Source organism: Algibacter miyuki, assembly GCF_030409805.1.
GTDB lineage: Bacteria > Bacteroidota > Bacteroidia > Flavobacteriales > Flavobacteriaceae > Algibacter > Algibacter miyuki.
Genome location: NZ_JAUFQP010000007.1, coordinates 506,401 through 520,166 on the forward strand (window position 1 = coordinate 506,401; position 13,766 = coordinate 520,166).

The following is a 13,766-nucleotide window of genomic DNA, read 5'->3' on the forward strand; positions in this document are numbered from 1 at the left end:
AAATACCAATCCTAACAAAAAAAGCTCCAATAGATTTAAATCTATTGGAGCTTTTTTAATATATAAAACTTTTATAACTGGTATATTCTATTAAAGATTACATGTTGTAATTTCTGAAACTCTTAAAGAGTTTACCATACCTTTATCTTGAATTGGCATAGCCGCTAAACTAATTACCATATCTCCAACTTCTAAATACCCTTGCTTACATGCAATAGCATTCACGTCTTCGATAGTTTCATCAGTACTAACAAACTTATCGTAATAAAATGCACGAACACCCCAAAGTAAACTCAAACGCGTTAAAATACGTTTATTAGAAGTAAATACTAATATATGACATGATGGTCTCCAAGCAGAAATTTGAAATGCTGTATAACCACTATTTGTTAACGTAGAAATTGCACTCGCGTCAATTTCATTTGCCATAAGGGCTGCATGATAACAAATCGCTTTTGTAATATATCTATTGGTTCTAATATGTGGTGGTAATTGTGGTACTTTAATTAATTCAGAATCTTCAACATTCTTTAAAATGTTGCTCATTTGTCTAATAACTTGTACTGGATATTTACCAACTGAAGTTTCACCAGAAAGCATTACAGCATCAGCACCGTCCATAACAGAATTGGCAACATCATTTACTTCAGCTCTTGTTGGCGTTAAACTATCAATCATAGTTTCCATCATTTGCGTCGCAATAATAACTGGAATTCTAGCTTTTTTAGCACGTAACACCAATTGCTTTTGGATTAACGGTACTTCTTCAGCAGGAACCTCAACACCTAAATCACCACGAGCTACCATAATACCATCACAATGCGTAACAATTTTATCGATATTCTCTACAGCTTCTGGCTTTTCAATTTTTGCTATAATAGGAATTTTATGTGCACTATGTTTTGCAATTAAATCACGTAACTGCATTAAATCTTCTGCATGACGCACGAATGACAAGGCCATCCAATCTACATCTTGGCTAATAGCGAAAATAGCATCTTCAATATCTTTCTCTGTAAGTGCAGGTTGAGATATGTTTGTATTCGGAAGGTTTACACCTTTTTTAGATTTTAATGGGCCACCTTGAACAACTTTGGTTAAAACCTCATTTTCCCCATTTGTAGAAACCACTTCAAAAAGTAGTTTTCCATCATCTAAAAGTACTCGTTCTCCAGGTTTAGCATCTTGTGGAAATCTATCATAAGTCATGTAAACACGCTCTTTATTTCCAACAAAACGTTCTCCTGTAGCAAAAATAATTTCATCACCTGGGTTTACAAATACATCATCTTCCATAACTCCTACACGAAGTTTTGGTCCTTGTAAATCGGCTAAAATTGCAGCTGTAAAACCGAACTCTTCGTTCAATTCACGTATCATAGTGATACGTTCTGCAACATCTTTATAATCGGCATGAGAAAAGTTAATTCTAAATACATTAACACCTTCTTCAAGCATGCCCTTTAATACTTCTTTTGTGCTTGTAGCGGGGCCTAGGGTTGCTACTATTTTGGTTTTTTTTCTTGTTGACATTAGCTAAATATTAAATTGTCTTTTGATTTTAAATCATTCGCATCAACGCTGTAAGCTGTTGCAATTTGAGGAATCTCCAATATACTATCTAAAATATATTTTTCTTTACTTAAACTGAACTCGTTTTCTATTTTCAAAAAATAGTTAACGCGCTTATACTCTGGTATCAAATGAGTTATTCTTGTTATTTTTTCTTGGTTTTCGAATAAAGATTCAAAGGTTGCTTGCTGAAAACTCTCTGTTTTGCAAGTGTTTGAAACTAAACTCCAGGTTGTAAGTTGCTTTTCATCTTCCCATTCAAATATTGAATAAGCCGACTGTCCGTTATCAAAATCTAAATCTTTTGATCTACGAGCAAGCCTTGTTTTTAAATATTTATTAATAAGATAGGCCAAACGATAGTCCTCAAGCGTACAATGAATTGCGATTAACGAATATGAAATATCGTCAAAAACATCATCAAGTATCAGTTTATGCACAGCCATAACTTACTTTTAATATTTGTAAATATAATATTTATAACAATCACTAGAGACATCTTTTAGTGAATCTTAACAAGAATAGCCACTAAAACGTTATAGTACTCGTTTTTTATCGAATGTGTAAAATTAGTCTAAACAGACTTAGAAATCTTATTTTGAAAGACGAAAAAAGCACGTTTTGAAGCTTTTTCTTCAGCCTTTTTCTTTGAAGTTGCGCGCGCCTTTGAAACCACTTTATTATCTATAGATAGTTTTACAGAAAAATGCCTAACATCGTCATTCCCGGTATCTTCATAAACATTATACCCGAAATTCTTTTTTTCTTTTTGGCACCACTCTATAAGTAAACTTTTGTAACTAATAACTTTGCCTTCTAAGGTTGCAATATCAACATGAGGTAAGATAATCCGCGTGTAAATAAATTTTTCGCAGTACTTATAACCTCGATCCAAGAAGATAGCACCAACTAAAGCCTCAAATAAATTACCATGAATGTTGTCTCCAAATTGACCTTTCGGAATTTTACTTTCAACTAAACTAATGAGTTCTAAATCTTTTCCTAACTCGTTTAAATGCTCTCTACTTACTATTTTAGATCGCATTTTAGTAAGGTAGCCTTCATCTCCACTTGGCACTTCAATATAAAGGTGCGACGCAATTACCGCGCTTAGCATAGCATCACCTAAAAACTCCAAACGTTCATAATTAATAGCATTGCCTTCGCTATCTTTTATGTTCATGGAGCGGTGTGTAAATGCTTTTTTGAAGAACTTTATATTCTTAGGTTTAAATCCAAGAATCTTATTTATTTGCATAAAAAAATTCCCGTTGCGTTTAAAACGGGAATTAAATATGTTACGAATGTATTTCATTCGGGATTTAATCTATTGTCTTGAATAATACACAAGCGTTGTGACCGCCAAATCCAAACGTATTACTCATTCCTACTTTTACCTCACGCTTTTGTGCCTTGTTTAAGGTTAAATTTAATTCAGGATCTATGTTTTCATCTACCGTTGTGTGGTTAATGGTAGGCGGCACAATACTGTGCTGCATAGCCAAAATAACCGATATTGCTTCGATAGCGCCTGCTGCACCTAATAAGTGCCCAGTCATAGATTTTGTTGAATTAATATTTATGTTTTTAGCGTGACTTCCAAAGATCTCTGAAATTGCTTTTAACTCTGCGACGTCTCCTAAAGGTGTCGATGTTCCATGTGTATTAATATGGTCTACATCTTCAGGTTTTAGACCTGCATTTTCTAAGCAATTTTTCATAACCGCTACAACACCAATACCATCTGGATGCGGCGCTGTCATGTGGTGTGCGTCAGAAGATAATCCTCCTCCAACAAACTCCGCATAAATTTTTGCGCCTCTTGCTTTTGCATGCTCATATTCTTCTAGAATTAGTGCGCCAGCACCTTCTCCTAAAACAAATCCATCACGTGTTCCATCAAATGGACGTGAGGCTGTTTCTGGACTTTCATTTCTAGTTGATAGTGCGTGCATAGCATTAAACCCTCCCATACCAGCAATAGTTACTGCCGCTTCACTTCCGCCTGTAACAATTACATCACAATGCCCTAAACGAATCATGTTTAAAGCATCAAACATAGCGTTAGCCGAAGATGCGCATGCCGAAACCGTTGTATAGTTTGGCCCCATAAAACCATGTTTTATAGAGATGTTACCCGGTGCAATATCCGCAATCATTTTAGGAATAAAGAAAGGGTTAAAACGTGGTGTTCCGTCTCCCGCCGCAAAGTTTAATACTTCGTTTTGGAAGGTTTCCAATCCACCAATGCCTGCTCCCCATATAACGCCTACTCGTAATTTGTCAACCTCATCTAGATTCAATTTAGCATCTAAAATGGCTTCATCTGCTGCTACCATAGCATATTGTGCAAATCGGTCCATTTTTCGTGCTTCTTTTCTGTCCATAAAATCGGTAACAGTAAAGTTTTTCAATTCGCAAGCGAATTTCGTTTTAAACTTTTCGGCATCATAATATGTTATAGGCGCAGCACCACTCTTACCACTAATTAAACCGTCCCAAAATTCATCTTTGGTATTGCCAATTGGTGTTAAAGCACCTAATCCTGTGACTACAACTCGCTTTAATTCCATAAAGTTATCTGCTTATTTTGCTGCTTCGATGTATGATATAGCTTGACCTACTGTTGCGATGTTTTCAGCTTGATCGTCTGGAATTTGGATATCGAATTCTTTTTCGAATTCCATTATTAATTCTACAGTATCTAAAGAGTCTGCTCCTAAATCGTTTGTGAAGCTAGCTTCAGTTACAACTTCATTCTCGTCTACTCCTAATTTATCAACGATAATCGCTTTTACTCTTGATGCAATGTCTGACATAATTTTTTAATTTTTAAGTTTTAATTAGTTGGCAAAAATAAAAAACTTTATTTTTAAAACACACCTTTACTCTAAAAATGTGTCGGTAATTTAGTAAAAATACTTTAAGTATTTAGTTTTTACCTTCTAATTGTTAATATTTATTCTTTTTTTTGCTTGAATAAACACAAACAAAAATGTCTGTAAAATGAATGGCTTGATAGTTTTGCTGAACATTGTTGTAATTTTGAATTTCGAATTACACCTGACATTAATTTTATAATAAAACCAACAGATGAAACGAATTGTAATTTTTGCGTCCGGAAGTGGTACTAATGCTGAAAATCTAATAAAGTTTTTTCACAACAGAGAAAATGCTTCTGTTATTCAGGTACTAACTAACAATCCGCATGCCAAAGTTTTAGATCGGGCAAAAAAACTAAAAGTTAGCGCGCTATCTTTCAATAAAATAGCACTCTCAGAGACCGACGACGTCCTTAATATATTAAAAGCCGCAAAGCCAGATTTAATTATTTTAGCCGGTTTTTTATGGAAATTCCCCGAAAACATACTCAACGTTTTCCCTAACAAGGTGATTAATGTACACCCTGCATTATTACCAAATTATGGAGGAAAAGGCATGTATGGTATGAATGTTCACCAAGCTATAGTTAATAATAAAGAAAAAGAAACCGGAATAACCATCCATTATGTTAATGAACATTATGATGAAGGCGCTATTATTTTCCAAGTAAAATGCGATGTGAGTGCCGAGGATACCGCTGAGGATGTTGCTGCAAAAATACACACCTTAGAAATGGAGCATTTCCCAAAGGTTGTGGATGCGCTTTTAAACACAGATTCTTAAATTAAACATTTTCCTTTACAGGGAAATACCAAAGTATGTCTACAAAAAAGAAATTCTACACCGTTTGGAAAGGTAAAAAAACAGGCGTTTTTAAAAAGTGGAACGACTGCAAAAAGCAAATAACCAATTTTGATGGAGCACAATACAAATCGTTCACCTCTTTAGAAGCCGCAGAAGCCGCCTTTGAAGGTAATTATTTTGATTATATTGGAAAAAGCAAAGGTTTTAAAAGTGAACTCTCGCACGAGCAACTAAAAAAAATAGGACAACCTAATTATAATTCCATTTCGGTAGATGCCGCTTCTAGTGGAAACCCGGGTATTATGGAATACCGCGGCGTAGATACCAAAACAAAAAAGCAGATCTTTATACAGGGCCCTTTTCCGGAAGGCACTAATAATATAGGTGAATTTTTAGCACTTGTGCATGGCTTAGCAATTCTTAAAAAAAACAATAGCGACCGTATTTTATATACCGATTCCCGAACTGCCATGAGTTGGGTTCGAAAAAAAATATGTAACACCAAATTAGAACGCAACGCAAAAAACAAACCCGTTTTCGATTTAGTAGATCGTGCTGTAGATTGGTTAAAAAACAATAGCTATAATACCGTAATTGTAAAATGGGAAACTAAAGCTTGGGGCGAAATTCCTGCCGATTTTGGACGGAAGTAAAACCTAATATCACATTTAAAAACCAATAAAACCTTCCTTTTTCTCTTTAACAGAAAGCAGAAATTTACAGGCTACCACTACAACTTTATCTACAAAAAACAACAAAGCACTTAATGCATTCAATCTTAAAAATTTTATGGATTGCGCATATAAATGACCTATATTTGCAGAAAATTATCAAGAACTTTCATGGGTAAATTAGTAATAGTTGGTACAGTAGCTTATGATGCTATTGAAACACCATTCGGTAAAACCGATAAAATTTTAGGTGGAGCAGGTACTTATATTGGCCTATCTGCATCTAATTTCAATGTAGATTCTGCCATTGTTTCTATTGTTGGCGGCGATTTTGAACAAAAATATTTAGACTTACTTTCTAGCAAAAACATCGACATTTCTGGCATCGAAATTGTTAAGGAAGGTAAAACGTTTTTTTGGAGCGGAAAATATCATAACGATATGAATTCTCGCGACACTTTAATAACAGAACTAAATACTTTAGAGCATTTCAACCCAGTTGTACCAGAAGATTATAAAGATGCAGAAGTGGTAATGTTAGGAAACTTACATCCACTCGTCCAATCAAGTGTTTTAGATCAAATGACGACGACACCAAAATTAGTAGTTTTAGATACTATGAATTTCTGGATGGACATCGCATTAGAAGATCTAAAAAACGTTATAAAACGTATTGATGTGATTACCATAAACGATGAAGAAGCAAGACAATTAACCGGCGAATACTCGCTAGTTGTTGCTGCGAAAAAAATTCATGAAATGGGCCCAAAATATGTGGTTATTAAAAAAGGAGAGCATGGCGCACTATTGTTCCATAATGAGCAAATGTTTTACGCACCGGCTTTACCTCTAGCTGAAGTTTTTGATCCAACCGGAGCTGGAGATACCTTTGCAGGTGGTTTTGCAGGATATTTAGCAAAAACAGGCGACGTATCTTTTGAAAATATGAAAAACGCAGTAATTTACGGTTCTGCCCTAGCATCGTTTTGTGTTGAGAAGTTTGGCACCGAGCGCATGGAAAATCTATCGCATAGCGAAGTGCAAAAACGACTGATGCAGTTTAAACATTTAACGCAATTTGAAATAGAATTAACATAAACTAACGCGCCCATAATTTGGGCGCGTTTTTAATTGAACACCCTTTGTTATTCTCACAAAACCTGATAGTTATCAGATGAGAATTTTAAAAAAAAGCAATTTATAATTAGCCAATCAAAAATGAAACAAAAATTACTTTGTAGCATTTTAATAAAGCGAAAATATTAAAAATATGAGTGATGCCTTAAAACACGAATGTGGAATAGCTGTTATTAGACTATTAAAGCCACTAGAGTTTTACAAAGAAAAATACGGTAGCGCATTTTACGGTGTAAATAAAATGTACCTAATGATGGAAAAACAGCACAACCGTGGTCAAGACGGTGCTGGACTTGCAAGCATTAAATTAGATACAAAACCCGGAGAACGTTACATTAGTCGTGTTCGCTCAATTGCGCAACAACCTATTCAGGATATTTTTGCACAAATAAACGATCGCGTAAACAAAGAGTTTGAAGAACATCCAGAATACATGGACGATGTTGCTGCTCAAAAAAAGAACATCCCTTATATAGGTGAAGTTTTATTAGGACACGTACGTTACGGAACCTTCGGAAAGAATAGCGTTGAAAGTGTACACCCGTTTTTAAGACAAAACAACTGGATGCACCGCAACCTTATTATGGCCGGTAACTTTAATATGACGAATGTTAAAGAACTCTTCGGAAATTTAATTGAACTTGGGCAACACCCAAAAGAATATACCGACACCATTACTATAATGGAAAAAATCGGTCATTTTCTTGATGATGCCGTTAGTAAAATATACCGCGATTTAAAAAAGGAAGGGTACAATAAGCAAAATGCATCACCACTTATTGCAAAACGTTTAAAGGTTGGAAAAATACTAAAACGTGCCGCCAAAAACTGGGATGGTGGTTATGCTATGGCTGGCTTAATTGGTCATGGTGATGCCTTCGTTTTACGTGATCCAGCAGGTATTAGACCAGCATATTATTATAAAGATGATGAAATTGTTGTAGTTGCTTCGGAACGCCCGGTGATTCAAACCGTCTTTAATGTTAAGTTTGAAGATGTTAAGGAACTAGAACCAGGACAAGCCATTATTACTAAAAAATCTGGTGAGGTTAGACTAAAACAAATATTACCTCCATTAGAGCGTAAATCTTGTTCTTTCGAGCGTATCTATTTCTCTAGAGGAAGTGATGCTGAAATTTATCAAGAACGAAAAATGCTTGGTAGATTATTAATGCCAAAGGTTTTAAAAGCGATTGATAACGATACAAAAAACACAGTATTCTCTTTTATTCCAAATACTGCTGAAACGTCGTTTTTCGGCATGATTGAAACTGCGGAAGATTTCATTAATCAAAAGAAAACAGATGCTATTTTAAATGGCCAACGTTCTATTTCAGCAGAAAAAGTAACCGAAATTTTATCAGAACGTGCGCGTGTTGAAAAAATAGCCATTAAAGACGTTAAACTAAGAACCTTTATTACTGAGGACAGTAGCCGAGACGATTTAGTAGCACACGTTTACGACGTAACTTACGGCGTTATTAAGCCTACAGATAACCTGGTAATTATAGACGATAGTATTGTACGAGGTACCACTTTAAAGAAAAGTATCTTAAAAATGCTAGACCGTTTAAATCCTAAAAAGATTATCGTGGTTTCATCGGCACCACAAATTCGTTATCCAGATTGTTATGGTATTGATATGGCCAACCTAGAGAGCCTCGTTGCTTTCCAGGCTGCTTTAGCGTTATTAAAAGACACTAACCAATACCATATTGTAGAAGAAGTTTATCATAAATGTATCAAACAAACAGATTTAGATGATAAGCATGTTCAAAATTTTGTAAAAGAAATATACGAGCAATTTACAGACGAGCAATTATCAGACAAAATATCAGAATTGTTAAGTGATGAAAGTATCACTGCTGAAGTAAAAATTATCTTTCAATCTGTAGAAAATTTACATAAAGCCTGCCCAGAACATTTAGGTGACTGGTACTTTACTGGCGATTATCCAACAGATGGTGGAAACCGTGTTGTTAACCGTGCGTTTATCAATTTTTACGAAGGTAATAATGAACGTGCATATTAAATTCAAAATCAACAGAATACGAGCTTTTAACTGATAAAAATGTACTTTAACCAAAAAAAATGTATTTTGTCTATTATATAATTTATTTATAACAAATACGTATATTTTAGTGTCACCATAACATAAGTAGGTTAAGTTCATGGTAGATTTGGGGCAAAAAAAGGTGAACATCTGTTCACCTTTTTTTATGGAATAAACTCAACGCTCCATCGTACAACAAAACCCACTGAAACAAGCAACAACACCGCTTAAACCAATATATGAGTAGTTTAACTGAAATATTTCAACAAGACCTTTAACAAGTATATATTTGCCTCACCATAACATAAGTAGGTTAAGTTCATGGTAGATTTGGGGCAAAAAGGTGGACATCTGTCCGCCTTTTTCATTTTATATAAATTACTACTTTTCTTTTAAGTAACTCCCAACAATATTCCATCTTATTTTCAGCATCAAAAAACAGCCTTATTTCTTTTCTGTTTCAACTTTAAAAATCAATATCTCATTATCTACGATTCATACTTTTATTATCATCTAATGAGTAATAACACATTGGCTATTCACCTAAAAACCAACCGTTACATTTCAGTTTAAAGCAAAAAAAAGTCGTCTAGAAAACAAGTTCCTAGACGACTTTATAAGTTATATTACTTTATACTTTAAGCGCTAATTATTTCGCTTCAGCATAACGTTTTTCAACTTCATTCCAGTTAATTACGCTAAAAAATGCGTTGATGTAATCTGGACGTCTGTTTTGGTAGTTTAAGTAATATGCATGTTCCCAAACATCCAATCCTAAAATTGGAGTTCCACCGCAAGTTACACCCGGCATTAATGGGTTATCTTGGTTTGGTGTTGAACAAATTTCAACTTTCCCACCTTTATGTACACATAACCATGCCCAACCTGAACCGAAACGTGTGGCAGCAGCTTTAGCAAAAGCATCTTTAAAAGCATCTACAGAACCATAAGAAGCTTCAATAGCATCTTTTAATTCTCCAGATAAATATCCTTTTCCTTCAGGGTTCATAACACTCCAAAATAATGAGTGGTTAAAAAATCCACCTCCATTATTTCTAACAGCACCATTTTCCATGTCTAAATTAGCAAGAATATCTTCAATAGATTTTCCTTCTAATTCTGTTCCAGCAATAGCGTTATTTAAGTTATTTGTATATCCTTGGTGATGTTTACCGTGGTGTATTTCCATAGTACGTGCATCAATATGTGGTTCTAAAGCGTCGTAAGCGTATCCCAATTCTGGTAATTCAAAAGCCATAATTTCTATTTTTTATTTAATTAATATTTAATTTAATTCAAATTTACGGATAAAACGGTGTAATTAAAAATAATATATTGTTATCAAACCATTGATAGTTTTTATATTGTATCCAAATTCAATTGTATGCAAACCAACGCACCTTTCACTATTTACAATGCCTCGGCCGGTAGCGGTAAAACCTTCACCTTAGTAAAAGCGTATTTAAAAATATTATTCAGCTCAAATAAACCTTATTTATTTAAGAATATTTTGGCTATTACGTTTACAAACAAGGCAGTTGCAGAAATGAAAGGACGTATTATTGATACGTTAAAACAATTTTCCGACGCACAGATTTTACATGAAAACAATCCCATGTTTACTGCTATTTGCGACGAATTAGAATTACGCCCAGACCAACTTCACCAAAAAGCCATTTTTCTATTAGAAAGCATTATCCATAATTATGCAGCCTTCGATATTTCCACCATTGATGGTTTTACGCATAAACTCATTAGAACTTTTGCTCACGATTTAAAACTCCCTTTAAATTTTGAAGTAGAACTCGACCAAGACTCACTTTTAACCGAAGCTGTAGATAGCCTAATTTCTAAGGCCGGAACCGAACCTATGCTCACCAAAGTTTTGGTTGATTTTGCTATTGAAAAGGCTGACGACGATAAAAGCTGGGATGTAGCCTTCGATTTTAATAAAATTGCCAAACTGTTGGTTAACGAAAATGATATTCCTTTTATAAATACCCTAAAAGATAAAACTTTAGAAGATTTTAAAGGTTTAAAAATTCAGTTAAAAAAAAGTATTGCTTCGGAAGAGGAAATTATTGTTGAAAAAGCCAAACAACTTTTAGCGCAGTTTGAAACATCGGGATTAGAGTTTAAAGATTTTACGGGAGCCTATTTACCAAAACATTTTGAAAAACTTGCTAATCAAAATTTCAATGTTGGTTTTGAAACTAAGTGGCAAGATAATATAGAAAGCGGCACATTATATCCAAAACGTGTTACCGCAGAAACAGCCGGAACCATTGATAGCTTGCAGCCACAAATATTTTTTGTTTTTAACGAAACCAAACAAGCGCTATTTAATCATAAATTTCTGAAAGCTTTTTACAGAAACATTACACCTCTTTCTGTTTTAAACGTAATCAACACCGAGTTGACTTTACTGAAAGAAGATCAAAACAAAATGCTGATTTCAGAATTTAACAGCATTATCAGTAAAGAAATTAAAAACCAGCCTACACCATTTATTTACGAGCGTATTGGCGAAAAATTTAATCATTACTTTATTGATGAATTTCAGGATACTTCGGAAAGCCAGTGGCAAAATTTAATTCCGTTATTAGAAAACTCTGTTGCCTCAGAAAGCGGAACCACTATGCTCGTTGGCGATGCGAAACAAGCTATTTATCGTTGGCGCGGTGGTAAGGCCGAGCAATTTATCGATTTATTCAATAAAAAAACGCATCCGTTCCCAATTGAGCAACATGTTGAAAACTTGCCGTCCAACTTCCGAAGTTTTAAAGAAGTGGTAGATTTTAATAATAGCTTTTTTCAATTTCTTTCAAATCAAATTTTCAAAAAAGAAGATTATCAACACTTATATCAAAACGCGGCACAAAACGTTACAAAAAAACAGGAAGGTTATGTGGAATTATCATTTTTAGACATTGAAAAAGATGACGATAGAAATGAGAAATTCACCGAAAAAGTTTATGAAATTATTCAGAATTGCTTAACAAACGGCTATAAACTGGAAGATATTTGTGTTTTAGTCCGCAAGAAAAAAGAAGGCGTAGCGGTGGCCAATTATTTAAGTCAGCAAAACATTCCCATTATTTCTTCGGAAACCCTTCTTATCAACAATGCACCCGAAGTCGTATTTGTTAATGATGTGCTGGGTTTACTTATGCAACCAAAAAACGACGAGCTTAAAATTTCAATTTTAACCTATTTAGCCAAACTATTTAATATTGAAGATAAGCATGCGTTTTTTATCAATCATATTAAGCTAAATATTACGGAGTTTTTCAAAAGTTTTGAAGCGTTTCATATTTTTATTGATGCTGATCATTTGTTACAACTTCCGCTTTACGATTTAGCCGAAACTATTGTGCGAAATTTCAATTTAGTAAAAACATCAAATGCATACGTGCAGTTTTATCTGGATTTGGTTTTAGATTTTTCTCAGAGAAAAGGTTCCGACATTACCGCTTTCATTCAATATTTCGATAAGAAAAAGGAAAACCTAAGTATTATTTCGCCTAAAGGTCAAGATGCAGTTCAAATTATGACCATTCATAAATCGAAAGGGCTTGAGTTCCCCGTGGTTATTTTCCCTTATGCCGATTTAGATATTTACCGCGAAGTGGAACCTAAAGAATGGATGGCAATTGATAAAGAGCATTTTCATGGGTTTTCGCATACGCTTCTGAATTTCAATAAAGACTTTGAATTTTTCGGCGAGCAAGGCAAAACCATTTTTGAAAACCACAAAGCCGAACAAGAACTAGATAACATCAACCTATTATATGTGGCGCTTACTAGACCTGTTGAACAACTTTATTTAATTTCTAAAAACGATAGCCAATTAAAGGAAGATGCTAAACTTAAAAAGTATTCGGGCTTGCTTATTAATTATTTACAGCACCATAACAAATGGCAAGATGACACCTTAACTTATAGTTTTGGAAACATAAAAAAAACATCTAAAACAACAGAAAGCGCCCAAGACACCAACATTCAGCACGAATTTATTTCAACTTCAAAAGAACATCATAACATTAAAGTGGTTACAAACTCTGGTTTTTTATGGGATACGAATCAAGAAGAAGCAATTGAAAAAGGTAATTTAATCCATAATATTATGGCGCACATTAACACAAAGGACGATGTAGACGCTGTGATTGACGATTATATTTCATCTTCAAGAATAAATACAGATCAAGCGATAGCATTAAAAGTTTTAATTTTTGAGATTATTAATCATCCAAAACTTAAAACTTACTTCACCGAAGATAACACCATCTATAATGAGCGAGATATTATAACAAAACAAGGCGTTATTTTAAGGCCAGATCGCGTTGTTGTAACACCAGAAAATGATGCTGTAATTATAGATTACAAAACCGGATCTGAAGACAAAAAACATGCCCAACAATTACAAACTTATCAAGATGTTTTAAGCGAAATGGAAATTATTGTTAAAAAGAAAATACTAATTTATATTAACGATAAAATAGAAATAAAAGAACTTGTGGCTTAAATGGAAACCGAAACGTAATTCCTTAAAAAAGAAACACTAAAGTCTTTTAATCCGATATTTTTAGAAACCCCCGAAATTTTAACATTTCAAGACAAAATCATCAAAAAAAAGCACTTAAACA

Annotated in this window: 11 protein-coding genes; 5 read left to right on the plus strand and 6 right to left on the minus strand. The window is 34.1% G+C overall.

What is annotated here, in order from left to right; translation table 11 throughout:
* Nucleotides 1–90: 90 nt before the first annotated feature.
* From pyk to QWY92_RS05235, 5 genes are all read right to left on the minus strand, one after another.
* The gene (gene pyk, locus QWY92_RS05215; RefSeq protein ID WP_290269053.1) at nucleotides 91–1,533 is read right to left on the minus strand and encodes a pyruvate kinase; all 1,443 of its coding nucleotides are present in this window, start codon (nucleotides 1,531–1,533) and stop codon (nucleotides 91–93) included.
* The gene (locus QWY92_RS05220) at nucleotides 1,533–2,018 is read right to left on the minus strand and encodes an IPExxxVDY family protein (RefSeq protein WP_290269055.1); all 486 of its coding nucleotides are present in this window, start codon (nucleotides 2,016–2,018) and stop codon (nucleotides 1,533–1,535) included. Before QWY92_RS05220 ends, pyk begins: the two co-directional genes overlap by 1 nt.
* A 128-nt stretch (nucleotides 2,019–2,146) precedes the next feature.
* A complete protein-coding gene (gene rnc / locus QWY92_RS05225; protein ID WP_290269057.1) occupies nucleotides 2,147–2,887 on the minus strand; it encodes a ribonuclease III in 741 nt (246 codons plus the stop codon).
* A gap of 7 nt (nucleotides 2,888–2,894) precedes the next feature.
* Complete coding sequence (fabF, locus tag QWY92_RS05230) at nucleotides 2,895–4,145, minus strand: beta-ketoacyl-ACP synthase II (protein ID WP_290269060.1); 1,251 nt, start codon at nucleotides 4,143–4,145, stop codon at nucleotides 2,895–2,897.
* Nucleotides 4,146–4,157: 12 nt separating this feature from the next.
* Entirely contained in the window at nucleotides 4,158–4,391 is a 234-nt protein-coding gene (locus tag QWY92_RS05235; RefSeq protein WP_007647141.1) for an acyl carrier protein, read from the minus strand.
* A gap of 274 nt (nucleotides 4,392–4,665) precedes the next feature.
* Between QWY92_RS05235 and purN the strand changes: the two genes are divergently transcribed.
* The 4 genes from purN (at nucleotide 4,666) to QWY92_RS05255 (ending at nucleotide 9,099) form a co-directional block, all read left to right on the plus strand.
* A complete protein-coding gene (gene purN / locus QWY92_RS05240; RefSeq protein WP_290269062.1) occupies nucleotides 4,666–5,238 on the plus strand; it encodes a phosphoribosylglycinamide formyltransferase in 573 nt (190 codons plus the stop codon).
* A gap of 35 nt (nucleotides 5,239–5,273) precedes the next feature.
* A complete protein-coding gene (locus QWY92_RS05245) occupies nucleotides 5,274–5,912 on the plus strand; it encodes a ribonuclease H1 domain-containing protein (protein ID WP_290269064.1) in 639 nt (212 codons plus the stop codon).
* Between the two features lie 189 nt (nucleotides 5,913–6,101).
* Nucleotides 6,102–7,028, plus strand: coding sequence for a PfkB family carbohydrate kinase (locus QWY92_RS05250; protein WP_290269067.1), 927 nt, complete (start codon nucleotides 6,102–6,104; stop codon nucleotides 7,026–7,028).
* A gap of 172 nt (nucleotides 7,029–7,200) precedes the next feature.
* Nucleotides 7,201–9,099: an amidophosphoribosyltransferase gene (locus QWY92_RS05255; RefSeq protein ID WP_290269070.1), complete on the plus strand. Its 1,899-nt coding sequence runs from the start codon at nucleotides 7,201–7,203 to the stop codon at nucleotides 9,097–9,099.
* Nucleotides 9,100–9,769: 670 nt separating this feature from the next.
* Here QWY92_RS05255 and QWY92_RS05260 read toward each other — a convergent pair.
* The gene (locus tag QWY92_RS05260; RefSeq protein WP_290269072.1) at nucleotides 9,770–10,378 is read right to left on the minus strand and encodes a superoxide dismutase; all 609 of its coding nucleotides are present in this window, start codon (nucleotides 10,376–10,378) and stop codon (nucleotides 9,770–9,772) included.
* A 126-nt stretch (nucleotides 10,379–10,504) separates the two neighbouring features.
* On the opposite strand from QWY92_RS05260, the gene QWY92_RS05265 reads away from it, so the two are divergent.
* The gene (locus QWY92_RS05265) at nucleotides 10,505–13,645 is read left to right on the plus strand and encodes a UvrD-helicase domain-containing protein (protein WP_290269074.1); all 3,141 of its coding nucleotides are present in this window, start codon (nucleotides 10,505–10,507) and stop codon (nucleotides 13,643–13,645) included.
* Nucleotides 13,646–13,766 lie beyond the last annotated feature (121 nt).